This window comes from Chryseolinea soli (genome assembly GCF_003589925.1).
Lineage (GTDB): Bacteria > Bacteroidota > Bacteroidia > Cytophagales > Cyclobacteriaceae > Chryseolinea > Chryseolinea soli.
This window is the reverse complement of sequence record NZ_CP032382.1, coordinates 4,611,017-4,627,700: the sequence shown is the minus strand read 5'-3', so window position 1 is coordinate 4,627,700 and position 16,684 is coordinate 4,611,017. Positions and strand designations below refer to the sequence as shown.

Annotated in this window: 14 protein-coding genes and 1 tRNA gene; 5 read left to right on the top strand and 10 right to left on the bottom strand. The window is 52.4% G+C overall.

Features of this window, described 5'->3' with window-relative positions; all coding sequences use genetic code 11:
• Nucleotides 1-2: 2 nt before the first annotated feature.
• From D4L85_RS19730 to D4L85_RS19715, 4 genes are all read right to left on the bottom strand, one after another.
• Nucleotides 3-2,396 (bottom strand): TonB-dependent receptor, encoded by a 2,394-nt coding sequence (locus D4L85_RS19730; RefSeq protein WP_119755920.1) that lies wholly within the window; start codon nucleotides 2,394-2,396, stop codon nucleotides 3-5.
• Between the two features lie 134 nt (nucleotides 2,397-2,530).
• A complete protein-coding gene (locus D4L85_RS19725) occupies nucleotides 2,531-3,238 on the bottom strand; it encodes a LytR/AlgR family response regulator transcription factor (protein ID WP_119755919.1) in 708 nt (235 codons plus the stop codon).
• Complete coding sequence (locus tag D4L85_RS19720) at nucleotides 3,235-4,314, bottom strand: sensor histidine kinase (RefSeq protein ID WP_119755918.1); 1,080 nt, start codon at nucleotides 4,312-4,314, stop codon at nucleotides 3,235-3,237. Before D4L85_RS19720 ends, D4L85_RS19725 begins: the two co-directional genes overlap by 4 nt.
• Nucleotides 4,315-4,975: 661 nt before the next feature.
• Nucleotides 4,976-5,049 (bottom strand) — tRNA-Arg (locus D4L85_RS19715).
• A 137-nt stretch (nucleotides 5,050-5,186) separates the two neighbouring features.
• Between D4L85_RS19715 and D4L85_RS19710 the strand changes: the two genes are divergently transcribed.
• Nucleotides 5,187-5,930, top strand: coding sequence for a porin family protein (locus D4L85_RS19710; protein ID WP_160143863.1), 744 nt, complete (start codon nucleotides 5,187-5,189; stop codon nucleotides 5,928-5,930).
• A 65-nt stretch (nucleotides 5,931-5,995) separates the two neighbouring features.
• Here D4L85_RS19710 and D4L85_RS34985 read toward each other — a convergent pair whose 3' ends face one another.
• Nucleotides 5,996-6,118, bottom strand: a complete 123-nt coding sequence (locus tag D4L85_RS34985) for a hypothetical protein (protein ID WP_257791759.1) — start codon at nucleotides 6,116-6,118, stop codon at nucleotides 5,996-5,998.
• Nucleotides 6,119-6,205: 87 nt separating this feature from the next.
• Nucleotides 6,206-7,195, bottom strand: a complete 990-nt coding sequence (locus tag D4L85_RS19705) for an acyl transferase (RefSeq protein ID WP_119755916.1) — start codon at nucleotides 7,193-7,195, stop codon at nucleotides 6,206-6,208.
• A gap of 33 nt (nucleotides 7,196-7,228) precedes the next feature.
• Here D4L85_RS19705 and D4L85_RS19700 point away from each other — a divergent pair, with 33 nt between their 5' ends.
• Nucleotides 7,229-8,125, top strand: coding sequence for a hypothetical protein (locus D4L85_RS19700; protein ID WP_160143862.1), 897 nt, complete (start codon nucleotides 7,229-7,231; stop codon nucleotides 8,123-8,125).
• Nucleotides 8,126-8,240: 115 nt separating this feature from the next.
• Here the strand turns inward: D4L85_RS19700 and D4L85_RS19695 are convergent, their stop codons facing one another.
• Nucleotides 8,241-10,652 carry an alpha-ketoacid dehydrogenase subunit alpha/beta gene (locus tag D4L85_RS19695; protein WP_228450540.1) on the bottom strand — a complete coding sequence of 804 codons (2,412 nt, stop codon included), beginning with the start codon at nucleotides 10,650-10,652 and terminating at the stop codon, nucleotides 8,241-8,243.
• Between the two features lie 54 nt (nucleotides 10,653-10,706).
• Nucleotides 10,707-11,084, bottom strand: coding sequence for a gamma-glutamylcyclotransferase family protein (locus tag D4L85_RS19690; protein WP_119755914.1), 378 nt, complete (start codon nucleotides 11,082-11,084; stop codon nucleotides 10,707-10,709).
• A 72-nt stretch (nucleotides 11,085-11,156) separates the two neighbouring features.
• On the opposite strand from D4L85_RS19690, the gene ald reads away from it, so the two are divergent.
• Nucleotides 11,157-12,269 (top strand): alanine dehydrogenase, encoded by a 1,113-nt coding sequence (gene ald / locus D4L85_RS19685; RefSeq protein WP_119755913.1) that lies wholly within the window; start codon nucleotides 11,157-11,159, stop codon nucleotides 12,267-12,269.
• A 112-nt stretch (nucleotides 12,270-12,381) separates the two neighbouring features.
• Here the strand turns inward: ald and D4L85_RS19680 are convergent, their stop codons facing one another.
• Nucleotides 12,382-12,828 (bottom strand): type I restriction enzyme HsdR N-terminal domain-containing protein, encoded by a 447-nt coding sequence (locus D4L85_RS19680; protein WP_174236164.1) that lies wholly within the window; start codon nucleotides 12,826-12,828, stop codon nucleotides 12,382-12,384.
• Nucleotides 12,829-12,949: 121 nt separating this feature from the next.
• Between D4L85_RS19680 and D4L85_RS19675 the strand changes: the two genes are divergently transcribed.
• Complete coding sequence (locus tag D4L85_RS19675; RefSeq protein ID WP_073139457.1) at nucleotides 12,950-13,717, top strand: AMP nucleosidase; 768 nt, start codon at nucleotides 12,950-12,952, stop codon at nucleotides 13,715-13,717.
• Here the strand turns inward: D4L85_RS19675 and D4L85_RS19670 are convergent.
• Nucleotides 13,714-15,054 carry an MFS transporter gene (locus tag D4L85_RS19670; RefSeq protein WP_119755911.1) on the bottom strand — a complete coding sequence of 447 codons (1,341 nt, stop codon included), beginning with the start codon at nucleotides 15,052-15,054 and terminating at the stop codon, nucleotides 13,714-13,716. The genes D4L85_RS19675 and D4L85_RS19670 overlap by 4 nt on opposite strands.
• Nucleotides 15,055-15,430: 376 nt before the next feature.
• On the opposite strand from D4L85_RS19670, the gene D4L85_RS19665 reads away from it, so the two are divergent.
• Nucleotides 15,431-16,654 (top strand): DUF763 domain-containing protein, encoded by a 1,224-nt coding sequence (locus D4L85_RS19665; RefSeq protein ID WP_119755910.1) that lies wholly within the window; start codon nucleotides 15,431-15,433, stop codon nucleotides 16,652-16,654.
• Nucleotides 16,655-16,684: the final 30 nt, after the last annotated feature.

The following is a 16,684-nucleotide window of genomic DNA, read 5'->3' as shown; positions in this document are numbered from 1 at the left end:
GTTTAGAATTTAAAGTTGTAGGAGATAGACGGCACCACGGTACCGATGATGGAGACCTGGTGTGCTTCTGCCTGCATGGGCTGACCTACGGCCACGCGATCTCCGGTTTGAGAAAAGTAGATGGAAAAAGGATTCTTGCGCGCGTATACATTATACACTGAGAACACCCAGTAGTCGCGGTTCTTGCGCAGCTTGCCGTTTCTGTTGACCGTTTTTCCGTCGAGCCTGAAGGAGATATCCAGGCGGTTATAGCTGCTCATGCGGGTATCGTTGCGTGCGTCTTGCGAGTTGTAGGGTATCAGCACGCCTTGCGAGGTGTAACGCTGGTCGGGAAAGGTGGTGGGCGTGCCGGTGGTATAGACAAAATCGGCTGTGGCAGACCAGCGCTTGCTTAACTGGTAGGAGCCCACCACCTTGAGGTTGTGGGTCTGATCGTAGCGCGTGGGGTACCAGTGGCCCCGGTTAATGCCGTCTACTTTCAACTCAGACCGGCTGAGTGTATAGCTCACCCACCCCGTTACTTTGCCGGTTTTCTTTTGCAGGTAGAGCTCCAGGCCATACGCACGGCCATCGCCGCTCAGCAGATCACCCTCCAGGTATTTGTTGCTGCGCAGCTCTGCGCCATTGATGTAATCCACCTCGCCTGTTGAGGTGCGGTAGAACGACTCCGCGGAGAACTCATATTGCGCGTTGCCGCCCGGCGCGCGAAAATAGCCCAGCGTAAATTGGTTGGCCAGCGTGGGCTTGAGGTTGTTGGTGGTGGGTGTCCACACATCCAGGGGCGTTGAGGCGGTAGTGTTGGAGATGAGGTGCACGTATTGTGCGTTGCGGCTGTAGCTGGCTTTCAGCGAGCTGTTGTCGTTGATGCCAAAGCGCGCGGAGATGCGCGGCTCCGGCGTGGTGTATGAAGCGATGGTCTGGCCGCTGTTGTAATATTGTTCACCGGTAACCGTTCGCTTCTTGCCGGGTATGGTGTCGTTATACGTATAGGCAGTACCGGCGCCCAGGTATTGAAAGTGCGAAAGGCGCAAGCCATACTCCACATCAATACGGTCGTTCACCTTCAGCTTGTGGCTGATGTATGCCGCCGACTCCAATCCATACTTACGGTCCAGGCTGCTGTTGATCTCGCTGCCGTTGGTCACGCCCACGGTGGTAGACGGGTTAAATTGATAGTAAATGGCCTCGCCCCCAAAGTCAAGCTCTGAATGCTCGCTGATGTAGTAGCTGAAGTCTGGCTTGAAGCGGTAGTTGGTGATGGACGAATTCCAGGTAAAGGAGTTTTTATCATCCTGCTGCACGTCCAACTCATAGCTATAATTGCTGAATACACCCGAGAAGTTGGCAAACAGCCGATTGTTCAACACGCTGTTGTAGCGAATGGTGCCCGTCTGGTTACCCCAGTGAAAGCCACCCGCATCGGAAAAAGTCAGATTATCGCGACCGAAATAACCCGACAGGTAGATCTTATTCTTATCGTTGAATTTATAGTTGGTCTTGAGCGTGAGGTCATAGAAGTTGAGGCCGCCATCGTCAAACACCGGCTTGGCAATAACGTCGATATACGACCGGCGCGCCGCCACGATAAAAGATGCTTTATCTTTGACGATGGGCGCCTCCAGCGAGAGCCTGCTGAATATCAAACCCACGCCGCCATTGGCCTCAAACTGGCGGGTGTTGCCCTCCTTCATGCGCACGTCCAGCACCGAGCTGGTGCGGCCACCATAGTAGGCAGGCATTGCGCCTTTATAAAGCTTCACTTCTTTTACGGCATCGGGATTGAACACCGAGAAAAATCCGAGCATGTGCGACGAGTTGTAGATGGGCGCTTCATCCAACAGGATGAGGTTCTGCCCGGTGCCACCACCCCGTACGTTAAAGCCCGAGGCACCTTCGCCCGCGGTACTCACACCCGGCAGAAACTGCAGCGACTTGACCACGTCTACCTCGCCCAGGAGCGCGGGCAGCTTCTGAATGGTCTTGATGTCAAACTTGTTGGTACTCATCTCCAGCGACTTGACATGGGTAGACTGATCTTCATCCGCCGCCGTCACCACTACCTCCTGCAACTGTTCTGGAAGTTCGCTGAGCTCAATGGCTAGTTGAGCATCTGCCACCAAACTGATCTGCCGCGTGACCTTTTCATAACCTACGAAGGAATACTCTATGGTATATGTGCCTGCAGCAAGCGTAATAGAATAAAATCCATAAGGATTAGTCACCACCCCGCTGCCCGTTTCCCGTATCAGCACACTGGCGCCGATGATAAACTCACCATTGGCCGCATCCGTCACCGTGCCACTGAGCGTAACCTTACCCTGCGCATAAACATTGCCCTGACTAACCACAAAAAACAAAAGCGTGCACCCCACGCACATCAACCGGTTGATCTTCATGTTTGATATTTCCCGGAAAGATGAGCATAACCCTACAGCTGATTTCCAAAAACAGATTGGCCCCGATATTTCCCTGACCGACTCCGCCAATTCACCGACAAACCCGAATCCCCAATCCCTTATTTCTCAATCCATCAATACCCCGTGCCCGACATCTTCCCCGCAACCACCGCATGATGGAATAGCTCGCGATAGGATTCACCGATGGGAATGTATTTATCTTTCACCAACACCTGGCCATTGCGAAAAAGTATGATCTTATCCACGGCTATGATGTACGACCGGTGTATGCGTAGGAATATATCGGGCAATAGCTCTTCAATAGCCTTGAATGTGGTGATGGTCAGGATGGGGTGTTTATCGGCGGTATGAATCTTGAGGTAGTCGCGATAGCCCTCAATATAATGTATCGATTCCAGCGCCACGCGCAAGTTGTTATGTTCAGACTTTACAAAGATATAACCGTTGCCGGCCGGGGTCTGTTTGCCGATCAACTCCAGGGCCCGATTAGACGCCAGTAAGAACCGGTTAAACGACACGGGCTTTAACAGATAGTCTACCGCATTGACCTCAAAGCCTTGCACGGCATACTGGTCATAGGCGGTGATGAAGATGACCTTCGGCGGGTTTTGCAGCCCTTTGAGAAACTCGATGCCAGAGATGTCGGGCATGTTGATGTCCAGGTAGATCAGGTCGATCTTCTCTTCGTGCAGCAGCTTTACGGCATCTATCGCCCGGTGAAACGACCCGCGGAGTTGCAGATAGGGTACCTTCCGGATGTGCGAGCCGATGAGCTCCAGCGCCAGGGGTTCGTCGTCTATTACAATGCAATTGATCTTCATGCGGTCTTCCGGTTGAGTGCGTGGTCTGCGTCGTCCAGATGTATGGTGAGCTGTGTAGAGTACTGGTCGTTGCGGTCTTTGATGGTGAGGATGTAGCGGTCTTTGTACATCAGGTCGAGGCGCTTGCGCGTGTTGGTAATGCCTATGCCGTGATAGTCGTGGTGCGTGGCGTGGACAGTGTCGGCATGTTTCTTTTTGCTGTTGGTCACCTCAAAGTAAAATACGCCACCCGATACCCGCAGATCGATGTTGATAAACGAGGGCTGATCGTATGATACGCCATGTTTGAAAGCATTTTCCACAAAGGGAATAAGAATAAGCGGCTCGATGAATTGCGCCGTGCCATCACCCTGAAACTGAAATTCGATCTGCACCTGCTCACGGTCGGATATGCGCAGCCGCTGCATGGCAATGTAGTCTTCCAGGTGCTGCACTTCTTTAGCGACTTCTATCTTGCTGCGGTTGGCATCGTACAGCACATAGCGCATAATGCTGGATAGCAATAGAATGGCGTCTCCGGTCTTTTCTGATTTCTTGTCAGACAGGGCGTAGATGCTGTTGAGGGCGTTAAAGAAAAAGTGGGGATTGATCTGGGTCTTGAGCATGGAGAGTTCCGACTCCAATTTTTCTTTCTCGATCTCGCGTTGCAGCGTGCGCTGCTTCTCCCAGCCCAGAATCATCTCCAGGCTGGTACCCAAGGTGAAGATGAACAATAAGGGGAAGATGTGAACGGGGCGGACGGTTACGGATTCGGGCAGGTGCACGCTGGCTACGGCGGGCGTAAACCGCTCAAACCCGGTCCTGAACAAAAAGCTCACTAGCAGGCAAAGCGCAATGATGAGCAGATACATGCCATAGCGCTGGTTCTTCAACAACCGGGGCACAGCCCAGTACGAATTCAATAAATATAACGGCACAGAAAGTATGGCAAACCACTGCCAGTACATGAGGAACCCGTGCATGCGCGGACCGCCAGATCCCTCGCCAGGGCGAATGATGTAGCCCCACGGGAACATAATGATCAACGCGATCGAGAAATGAAACAGGTGCCGGTAGGTGTTGCTCTGTAAGCGCAAGGCGGGCAGTCGATGATCTGTGCAAAGATATCGACAATAGCTGCATAAACCGCGATGATCGGCAGATTGTCGACCAACCCCGGGTTGTTGTCTTCGAACCGGGCGACTTCACGGATGTAAAATCGCTAACGTTTCTTTTCCCGGATGTTGCGCCAGGGCCTCTGGGTCAATCCACCATCAGCAGAAAGCAACTTGCAGGCACACGCACAAAATGATATGACCCTCTCGATTTAGCGACGTCGCCACATCTTTTTACATTTCGCCGCGTTGCGTATCAGGTTCATAGTAATGATTGTTGACGTTGGCGGATAACAAACACTCTTGCGATTATGGAGCATTGGCAAAATGCAATTTCTGAAAATGAGATCTTAGACTTGAAAAGTAGTTAGATGTCCTGTCCTCCATATTTCTGAGGTGCTTACAAAACTATTATCGCCTTTGTCGCATCATTGAGGAAATCAGAAGAAAATCAGAAATGAAACGGCAATAATCAGCAAATGCTAAATGCAATCGATGAAAACTAATTGGATGAAGTTGTTCGTTTTAACTAGGGCAACGATGAGGCAAGACGACAGGTCAGATGCGCATTCAATAATGAAATCTCAACTATGCAGCAATAAAAAAGCCACTCACAAAAGACTCGTAAGTGGCTGATTATCAGTGGACCCGTAGGGATTCAAACCCCAAACCTTCTGATCCGTAGTCAGATGCTCTATTCAATTGAGCTACGGGTCCAAATGTGTGTTTCCGTGTGTGGGTGTGGAAATGGGAGTGCAAATGTAAAGAATAATTTCACTCAACAAAATAAACGGTTTTGCCCTGCCGACAAAAAAGCTATTTTTGGGCCTTTATTTACTGAATATTTGTATTACATGATCAAGAACCTAGCGTGCATCGTCCTTCTTTCGGGCATTTCCATTGGCGCCTTTAGCCAGGCTGCCACCACTACCAAAAAGACCACGGCACGCCCCGACATACCGGGTGCCTTTGTGCTGGAATTGGGTCTGAACCGCGCCCTTAGCGCGCCATCGGAATTCAAACAGGGCTTGTGGGGGTCGCGTACGATCAACTTCTATTATCAATACGAATTCAGGATCCTGAAGTCGCAATTCAGCTTTGTGCCGGGCGTGGGTTTTAGCCTGGAGCGCTATAAGCTTACAAACAACTACGTCTTAGACTACAGTTCTACCAATGCCACGACGCCCTCGCTGATCCCTCCGGGCAACACGGGGATCCCCAACATAAAGCGCTCGCAGATCATCACCAACTATTTCGAAGTGCCCCTGGAACTTCGCTGGACGGTGAACCCTGACGATCCGGCCCGTAGCTTCAAGGTGGGCGTAGGCGGCCGCGTGGGCTACATGTTCGATTCGTTCACGAAGGTGAAATACAGCGAGAATGGAGAGACCAAGAAACTCAAGGATAAGCAGGATTTCAACCTGAATAAATTCCGGTATGGCATTACCGGCCGCATCGGCATTGGGAATTTCAGCCTGTTTGGTTATTACAACCTGACGCCGTTGTTTGAAAAGGACAAAGGTTTGAAAGATGCCAACTCCAGCACATTCAACAACTTCAGCACGATGACCATAGGTATATCGCTCGCCAGCTTCTAAGCGAAGCTTGTTGCTGAATACTCAGAAAAGAGAAGTATGTTTTTCTGAACCGGGATGGAAGATCATCAGATCTTCTGTTCTGCGTTCTTTTTAGCAGGCACTTCCTTTTTGGCATACGTAGGGCACGTATACTGGCTACAGGCAGAGATAAAAGCTGCTAAAACAACGAAGGCTACAATCTTTTTCATTTCGATGGCTTTGGTAAAACAAAAATATCATTCTTTCAACAGAAAACAAATCCGCAAAACGATAATTCAGGCGGTGTGACGGTCCTTTTATCCCACCAGCAGATTACACCCCCGCACATCGCTGTTGTCCATACGGCCCAAAATTTCAAACGTTTTGTCCGAAAATACCCTTCCCAAATCCTCCGTTTCTATAAAGGCAATAGAATGCACGTTGGCCAGGTCGATGACATTAATGCCACAGGTTTCGTCAAGTAACCCCTTGCGCATCGGATCGGTCAAATCGCGGCCAATGACCCGCATGGCGGGGGCTCCTGAAAACGCCGTGCCGCCACGGGTATAGCCTTGCGAGAGCAGCTCGGTCATGCCGTATTCGGAATGGATGGCCTCCACCCGGAAGGCCTCCGAAAGGATGCCGTGGAGCTCCTGGCGGGTCATCTCTTTTTTGCGGCCTTTCATACCGCCGGTTTCGAAGATCATAAAAGGACGCAGGTCGCGCGGGGCACGCTCGGCCAGGTCCAGCAAGGCAAACGAAACACCCCAGAGGATCACCTTGCGGTGGTCGCCGCGGAGGGCTTCCAGGTCGCGCAACAGTTTGTCTACGTCTTGCAAATAGAACGCCGACCAGGGCGATTGGCTTTCGCGGATGAAATGGTCCATCATGGCGATGAGGGACGAGCCCTGGCGTTCGAGGTACGATGGCAACAAGGCCAGGAAATGATAATCGGTGAGGGGTCCGAAAAAAGATTCAAAGCAGCGTTGGGCGTGGCGCAAGTAAAAGTCAAGATCGTGAACAAAGTGACGGCTGGTCACGCTTCCCGTGGTACCACTGCTGGTGAACACGGTCTGCGGTTGCCACACCCCTGTCTGCACGGTGTGCGTTTTGAAAAAAGAAATGGGAAAAAAGGGGATGTCTTCCAACGTTTTAACCCCGTTTGGGTCAATAGAGAGGTGGTGGATGAAACTTTTGTAGACGGAGTTATTCGCCGCCTGAAAGCGGAACAATTCCAAAGCAATATCCGTGAAGGAATGGTCGTTTACGGTGTATAATTTTGATTCAAAACTTTTAAAAGTCTCCAAGCGTTCCTTAACTTGACCGACTCAAATGTACAGATGAAAGCACTAAAGGGCCTATTATTATTCGGAATTTCAGCATTGATTGCCGGGGCGTGCTTTAATCCTCCAGAACTTCCTGACACGCCGCAGATCAGCTACGACGGCGACATCTATTTCCGCGACGGCGGTGGCAGCGGCCAAAAAGACTCATTGGTGATCACCATCAATTTCAAAGACGGCGACGGCGATCTTGGTCTTTCGTCTGACCTGACGGACTCGCCCTTCAACGACGTGAACATGTACCTGGGCAACAACGGCGATACCACTGCCGTCGGGAAGAAAACTTTGCCCTACGATCTTCCCCAATTCCTGGATGTATCCTCCGGCGCACAAGGCAAACTGCTCACGATGCGGTCGACCCGGAGCGCCGAATACAGTTATCTTCCCAAATACACCGACGCTGATAACTGCCTCTACTACATGTATGATTCAGTCTATGTAGAAGACGCCTACAAAAGCATTTTCACCGGAACAGACATCCATGTCAAGGACACGCTATACCTGGAGAACCCCTCCCCGGGAAGGCCTCCTCTCCCAGCCTACGTGTTGCTGGACACATTCTTCTATCGTACCAATCCAAACTACGCCAACATCGATGTGCGATTCTTTTACAAAGTGGGAACCGGCAGTGACCTTTCAAAAGATTACGTCGAGTTCGACTGGACAAAAGAATTTTGTACGATCTCTTTCAATCAACGCTTCCCCATACTGACTTCCAACGCCGGTCCGCTGGAGGGCAAACTCACCTATGCCATGGTGACCACGGGCATCCGGTCCATCTTCACGACCAAACCGATGAGGTTGCTCGTCAAGATCCGCGACCGGGCGCTACACACCAGCAACGTGGTCGACACCGGCGACTTTACGCTGGACGACATCAAACGCGGCGGATAACTTTTGCAGTAAGATGTTATAACACGCTTCGCGAAAGCGACACGGGATAAAAGAAGAAGGGACTATTCGAAATCGAGTAGTCCCTTCTTCTTTGTTCTGATTTATTTCTTCTTGCTCAATACAGCGAAGGAAATTTCGAAGGATCCATTTCGGACATGATGCCGTATACTTTTTCAAAAACTTCCTCGGCATTGGGCTTTGAGAAGTAGTCGCCATCGGAGGCATAGGCCGGGCGGTGATCTTTTGCCGTGATGGTCACGGGTTTGGAATCCAGGTAGGCGTAGGCATTTTGTTCTTCCAGCACTTGTTGCATCATGAACGACGTTGCCCCACCGGGCACATCTTCGTCGGCAAACACGACACGATTCGTTTTCTTTATGGACTCCAGGATGCTGTGATGGAGATCGAACGGAAGCAGGGTCTGCACGTCGATCACTTCACAAGAGATGCCGTAGTTTTCCAATTCTTCGGCGGCTTCCATCACCACGCGGCACATGGAACCGTAGGTGACCACGGTAACATCCGTTCCTTCTTTCAGGATCTCCGGTGTGCCCAGCGGCACCGTGAACTCGCCGATGTTGTCGGGCAATTTTTCTTTGAGGCGATAGCCGTTGAGGCATTCGATGATGACCGACGGATCATCGGATCGCAGCATGGTGTTGTAGAATCCCGCCGCTTGTGTCATGTTGCGTGGCGCAATGATGTACATGCCGCGCAAGGTGTGCAGCAGCATCGCGATTTGTGAGCCGGCATGCCACACGCCTTCCAACCGGTGGCCGCGTGTGCGCACAATGAGCGGCGCCTTTTGGCCACCCTTGGTGCGATAGTATAAACAGGCCAGGTCGTCAGACAAGGTCGGGAGGGCGTAGATAAAATAATCGAGGTATTGAATTTCGGCAATGGGCTTGAGGCCTCGCAATGCGGTGCCGATCCCCTGCCCTACGATGGTGCATTCGCGAATGCCGGTATCGGTCACCCGTAAATCGCCGTGCTTGGCTTGCAATCCTGCGAAGCCCTGGTTCACATCGCCGATGCGGCCCACATCTTCGCCAAAGGCGAGCACGCGTGGATCGCGGGTGAGGGCGGCATCAAAGCACGCTTGCAGGATCTCGCGGCCGTCGATGAGCGGCGACGAATCGGAGTACACCGGATCGACGCGGGGCACGTTCAACGCCGACTCATCCGACACACTGTGCATGTGCGACGAGTAGCGATCGAAGTTGTCGGCTTCAGAGTGCTTCAGCCAGTGCTGCAGCTCTTCTTTTGCGGGTATGCTTTCCTGGTAGAGCAGCCGCAGCGTGAGCTTTGCGGCCCGCATGGTTTCCAGGCGTGTGGGGTTGATCGCTTTGGCCAGATCTTCTTTTATGCGGAGGATCTCTTCCTGGTGCGAGCCCTGCTCGGCAGCCTTGTCCAAGATCTCGTTCACGACATTCTGATCTTTGCGGACATCGTCCATAAAGGCTTTCCATGCACGCTCTTTGGCTTGCTTGGCCGCTTGACGGGCTTCTTTTTCGATGTCGTCCACTTCTTCGGGAAGGATCATCACTTCGTTGATGATCCACTCGCGCATTTTGCGGATGCAGTCGTGGTCGGCTTCCCACGCCAGGCGCTCTTTCGATTTATAGCGCTCGTGCGAACCGGAGGTGGAGTGGCCCTGGGGTTGTGTCATCTCATAGACATGAAACAATACGGGCACGTGTTGTTCGCGGCAAATGAGTTCTGCTTTTTGATAGGCGTCGATGAGGGCGGGGTAATCCCATCCTTTCACCGTGATGATCTCAAAGCCTTTTTCCGTCTCGGTGCGCTGCAGACCGGCCAATGCTTTTGAGATGCTTCCTTTTGTGGTGTGAAATTCCTGCGGAACGGAAATGCCATATTCATCATCCCAAATCGAAATGAGCATGGGCACTTGCAACACGCCCGCGGCATTGATCGCTTCGAAGAACATGCCTTCGGAAGTGGAGGCGTTGCCAATGGTGCCGAAGGCGATCTCGTTGCCGTTGTTGGAAAGTGTGGTGTATTCTTTTAGTCCTTCGTTTTCGCGGAAGAGTTTGGAGGCATAGGCCAGTCCCAGGAGGCGGGGCATTTGGCCGGCGGTGGGCGAAATGTCGGCGCTGCTGTTCTTGTTCTCGGCGAGGTTTCGAAGCTTGCCGTGTTCGTCGAGGAGACGCGTGGCATAGTGACCGTTCATGAGGCGGCCTGCAGAAGCGGGGTCTGCCTCCACGCTGGTGTGTGCGTAAAGTTGTGAGAAGTATTGTTGAACGGTCAGTTCATTGATGGCGAACATGAACGTTTGATCCCGGTAGTAACCGGCGCGAAAATCGCCGCGACGGAACACTTTCGCCATCGCGATCTGCGCCAGCTCTTTGCCGTCGCCGAAGATGCCAAACTTGGCTTTGCCCATGAACACTTCCCTGCGTCCGATGATGCTCGCCTCGCGGCTCTCTACCGCCAGGCGGTAGTCGGCCAGAATTTCTTTCACTCTGGCTTGCGAGAACTTTACCTTTACTTCCTTGATCGCGCTCAAATTTCCTGGGGTTGAAAAGGTGAATAGATTCGGTTCAAAAATAGGCATTACCATTTACTTTCCCAAAGCGAGGCGGTAGGCCACCCAGTCCCCGCCGGGCACCCGCTCGTCGTGGTCACCCGGTGTGGCGAAGATATAGATTCCAAACTTTCCTTCGGCAATTTGTTCCTCCGAAAAAATATATCCGGCATCCAATTCCATATCGTGTATGATTTGTTTTGTTTCCAGGTCTGGGATGGTGTACAGCTCCGCGACCAGTGTATCACGAGGGTCGCCCGTTTTCACGGCATAGGGATAATCGACCAGCGAGTAGAGCGCATATCCTTTTAGCACCACCGTGCGCTGATACTGCAAATCATGCTCGTATAGGGCATGGTTGTCCATGCCCCGGCGCAATGATCCATAGAACGCATACAGGAGGCTTTCGCTCATAATTTCAAAGGGTTACAGCAAACAACGACTGTATGTTAGTATATTTGCAGCCGTTAAAAAAACGATAGTTTTATGATCATAGGTGTTCCTAAAGAAATTAAAAATAATGAAAACCGTGTTGCCCTCACACCTGCCGGCACGCAGGAATTGGTGAAACGCGGTCACACGGTTCATGTACAATCCACAGCCGGTGTTGGCAGCGGCTTCAGCGACGAACAGTATGTTTCTGCCGGCGCTAAACTTCTTCCCGATGCTGCCAGCGTTTTCGCGATCGCGGAAATGATCATGAAAGTGAAAGAGCCCGTGGAGCAAGAGTACAACCTCATCCGCAAAGACCAATTGGTGTTCACCTATTTTCACTTTGCTTCCTATGAACCCCTGGCCAAAGCCATGATCGCCACGGGCGCGGTTTGTCTCGCCTATGAGACCGTAGAGCGCATCGATGGCAGCTTGCCGCTGCTGATCCCGATGTCGGAAGTGGCCGGGAGAATGGCCATCCAGGAAGGCGCAAAATATTTGGAGAAACCCTTGAAAGGCAGAGGCATCCTGCTGGGCGGCGTGCCCGGTGTGAGACCCGCCAAAGTGCTCATTCTCGGTGGCGGTGTCGTGGGCACAAACGCGGCGAAGATCGCTGCGGGTATGGGTGCCGATGTAACCATCATGGACCTCAACATCACCCGTCTTCGTTACTTAGACGACGTGATGCCCAAGAATGTACACACCATTGTATCGAACGAATATACCATCCGTGAAATGATCAAAGACAGCGACCTCATCATCGGCGGTGTGCTGGTGCCGGGAGCGAAAGCGCCCAAGCTGATCACACGCGATATGTTGAAGTCGATGCGGCCCGGCACGGTGCTGGTAGACGTGGCCGTGGACCAGGGAGGTTGTATCGAGACCTGCCGTCCGACGACGCACGAGGATCCTACATTTATTATTGATGACGTCGTGCATTATTGCGTGGCGAATATGCCGGGTGCGGTTCCCTATACGTCAACCTTGGCGTTGACGAATGCGACGTTGCCGTATGCCATTCGCTTGGCGAACCAGGGATGGAAGAAAGCGGCACAGGAGAATATGGAATTGCGGAATGGATTGAATGTGATCCAGGGGGAAGTGGTGTATAAGGCCGTGGCGGATGCTTTTGGTCTGGGATATACTGACGTGAAGAAATTCCTGTAAGACGAAATCATTTTGAACCGCCCTGCTTTCGCGAAAGCTTCAGAGGGCGTCCTCCTTCGCTGACGCTTCGGTCAAGCAAAGAAGGACGCCCTCAGTTTTTTTGGGGGTATGGTCAGCCGTTATAGGCTGGCATTTCTTCCAGTACCGCCGTCGTGTTGGCGTCCCAGTCGGTGGCGCAGCAGATGTGTTGGAGGCCGTTGGTGATGACGAGGTATTTGGCTTTGAGCGAGTGGTTGTAGACCGACGCTTGCCGCAGGGTTTGCTGGCTCATGGCCAGGTCGGGAGCCTTGCATTCGATGACCATCCAAGGTTTGCCCTCCCGATCGAAGACCACGATGTCGGAACGTTTTTGCAGCCGGTTGAATTGAAGTCCGCCTTCGATCCGGATGAGCGACCGCGGGTATTGCAGGGTTTGGATGAGGTAGTTCACGAAATGTTGCCGCACCCATTCCTCCGGTGTCAGCACCAGATATTTTTTGCGGATGCTGTCGAGGATCAAAAGCTTGCCCTCCTCTTTTTTTAGGACATATTCAAAATCGGGAAGGTTGAGCTTGACCATGCACACAAATAAACCAAATTTTCTCCACCCTCGTCACCGGCCCGCAAACGCGCGCGGATTATTTTTTGTTTACCGTTAGATACCGCCTGCAAATATTTCTACCGATTTAGTACTTTAGGCCATGAAGACGAAACAAGATATTGTTGAAAACTGGCTGCCGCGCTACACCGGGCAGCCGCTGAGCCATTTCGGCGAATACATCCTGCTGACCAACTTTGACAACTACGTAACCATGTTTGCCGCCTGGCACAACGTGCCGGTGAACGGCCACGATCGTGCCATGCGCAGCGCCACCGCCGAGGGCATCACCATCATCAACTTCGGCATGGGCAGCCCCAACGCCGCCACCATTATGGACTGCCTCAGCGCCATCAAACCCAAAGCCGCCTTGTTCCTCGGAAAATGTGGCGGATTGAAAAAGAACGACATCGGCGACCTCGTGCTCCCCATCGCGGCCATCCGCGGCGAAGGAACCTCCAACGACTACTTCCCTCCCGAAGTGCCGGCCTTGCCCGCGTTTGCTTTGCAGAAAGCCATCTCCACTACCATCCGCGATCACAAACAAGATTACTGGACCGGCACCGTCTACACCACCAACCGGCGCGTGTGGGAATGGGACGAAGAATTCAAAAGCTACCTGCGCAAGATCCGCGCGCTGGCCATCGACATGGAAACGGCGACGATCTTCTCCACGGCATTCTCCAATAAAATTCCAACGGGAGCCCTATTGCTCATTTCCGATCAACCCATGGTACCCGAGGGCGTGAAGACCGAAGCCAGCGATTCGGTGGTGACCAAAACGTTTGTAGAGCTGCACCTCAAGATCGGCATCGACTCGTTGAAGCAATTGATCAACAACGGCATGACCGTGAAGCACCTGCGCTACTAACGGACCTGCGCCGCCTGGATCTCTTTCGCCCGCACGGTCGATAAAATAAAGAAACCGATAAGGAAGTACACGCCCAACGCCAGGGCGCTATAGCGCATGCTCCCCGTGATTTGATCCACGAAGCCATACGAGAATGTGCCGATCACGATCGAGACGTTGTAGGTAACATCATAGAAACTGAAGTAGGAAGCGTGGTCCGTGGTGTTTTGTGGGATCAGCTTGGAGTAGGTTGCGCGCGACAGCGATTGAATGCCCCCCATCACCATGCCCACCACAAAGGCCAGTCCATAGAATTGATATTCCGTGGTAATGAGGTAGGCCGAGATGCACACCCCGATCCAAATCACGATCATCACCAACAACGAAAGACGGTTGCCTAACCGGCGCGACAAACGCGCGAACAAATAGGCTCCCATTGCACCAACGATTTGAATGATGACCACGATGGCGATAAGACTTTGATCTTTTAAATGGAGCACATCCGTTCCAAACAACGTGGCCAGGTACATCACGGCTTGCACGCCCATGTTGTAGAAGAAGAATGCAAACAAGTAGCGCTTCAACTGCGGTTGATATTCCAGGCTTCTCCAAACGCTCCGTATTTCCTTGTATCCGTTGGTCCAGATGTTGCCGGTAGGCTTTTTGTTGAAGGGGTTGTCGGGCAGCACGCGGAACGGTATTTGTGAAAATCCGATCCACCAAAGCCCGACCAATATGAACGATATTTTCGTGGCCAATGTGCTGGCTTCGCCGGGCGTGGCCCCCAGCCCGAAGGCCTGCGCATTCATGATCAAGACCAGGCAGATCACCATGAGCAGCACGCCGCCATAATACCCCATGGAATAGCCCCGTGCGCTGGTCACGTCATAGCGATCTTCGGTGACGATCTCCGGCAAAAAGGCATCGTAGAACACCAGGCTACCGGAATAGCCAATGCTGGCGACGATAGAGCAAAAAATGCCCCATCCCAACATCGTGATATCATCAAAAAAGAAAAGACCGATGCAGCCCATGCTGCCCAACCACACAAAACATTTCATAAAGATCTTCTTGTTGCCAATGTAATCGGCAGCACCGGATAGCAAAGGCAACATCGCGGCCACGACGAGAAAGGAAAACGATAAGGCATAAGAGTACAACACGGAATTCTGAATGGTGAATCCCAGGAAGTTCACCATGTCGCTCCCGTTGCCATCCACGGCAACCGCCTTGTAGTAGATGGGGAAGATCGCGGTGGCGATGACGAGCGAATAAACAGAATTGGCCCAGTCGTACATGTACCAGGCGCGGATGATCTTCGGGTTGTTTAGCGCGAGCGTTTGGGTTGGGGCGGTCATATGGGGTTGGAGGAGGCTGGTTAGGATGGGCCTGGGGCAAGCGATGGTTTTGTTCGGTGTTGGGAGTTGTCTTGAGGAGCCAGAAGTCAGAAGCCAGGAGTTTTTTTTGGTTATCCAGGTCGTGTGCTGCTTTTGGCTTGTGCTCTTTGTTCGGTGGAATCAAAAATAGGATGTTTTTTGGATTTTGTATGCGTAGGGAAAGCTCTGATGGTGCTACAAAATGCTCTGTGATTTGGTTGGAACATCCATTCGTGCTTTGAGTGCGGGGACTTTTATTTTGTCAAACTTAATTTTACAAGTGTTTGAGGCACTTTTAAGGGGTCTGCTTTTGTTGGGCAAGGTGGGATTTGGGGTGATCTACAGGTATCTTTGAGCTATGCCGAAGCTGCATTTTAATAACGTACGTTCTGCGGATCTGCCTTTGCATTATGGGCAGGTGCCGCCTTGGTTGGCGCAGCGGATGAGCTTGCTGGGCGGGGCGATTGTGGAGTCGATCGTGCTGGAGTATGGAAAGGGGGCGGTGTTAAGCCGGTTGAGTGACCCGTTTTGGTTTCAGGCGTTTGGGTGTGTGCTGGGGATGGATTGGCATTCGTCGGGGATCACCACGTCGGTGATGGGGGCTCTGAAGCGCGCCGTCAATCCGAAATTTAAAGATCTGGGAATTTATATCTGTGGCGGCAAGGGACGACACTCGCGGCAAACGCCCTTGGAGTTGATGCAACTTTCCGACAAGACCGGGTTGGACGGTGATGCGCTGGTCCGGAGCAGTAAGCTCACGGCCAAGGTAGACAACACGGCCATCCAGGATGGGTTTCAGCTCTATCTTCACACGTTCGTGGTTTCCGACACCGGCGAATGGACGGTGGTGCAACAGGGCATGAACGATGCCAACGGCATGGCCCGCCGCTATCACTGGCATTCGGAGAAAGTCAAGTCGTTTGTCGAAAATCCGCACACGTTCATCTACGGAAAAAATCAAGGCGAGATCCTCAACATGACCGACGTGGAGGCTGCCCGTGCCAAGGCTTCGATGCTGGAGATCGTGAAAGAAAAACCCTCGGTGATGTTGCCGGAGATCCAGCGCATCGTGATGCCCTCGCACCATGATGTCCGGGCGAAAGATGTTAATCTCAAGCGGCTGGGAAGTGTTTTGAACCTGGCGCAAGACCGGTCGCTGCTTGACTTCGAATCGCTGCTGCTATTGGAAGGCGTCGGCCCGCGCACGATCCAATCGCTGGCGTTGGTCAGCGAAGTGATCTACGGTGCGCCGTCGCGGTTCACCGATCCCGCGCGGTTTTCTTTTGCACACGGTGGCAAAGACGGCCACCCGTTCCCGGTTCCCACCAAGGTCTATGACGAGACCATCAACATTCTGAAGACATCCGTAGAGAAAGCAAAGATCGGCGACGCCGACAAACAAGCCGCCATAAAAAGTCTGACGGTGGTGGCGCAGCGGATGGAGCAAGATTTCGAACCCGATCCCGGAGCATTCGATAAAGTGATCGCCCAAGAGCGGGCCGAGTCCTACAAGCACGGGGGCCGCACGGTCTTTGGAAAAGCAAAGCCTCCCGCAGACAAAGATCAACTCAAGCTATTTTGATTGTGGTAATGATCCCATCGATCAGGCCGT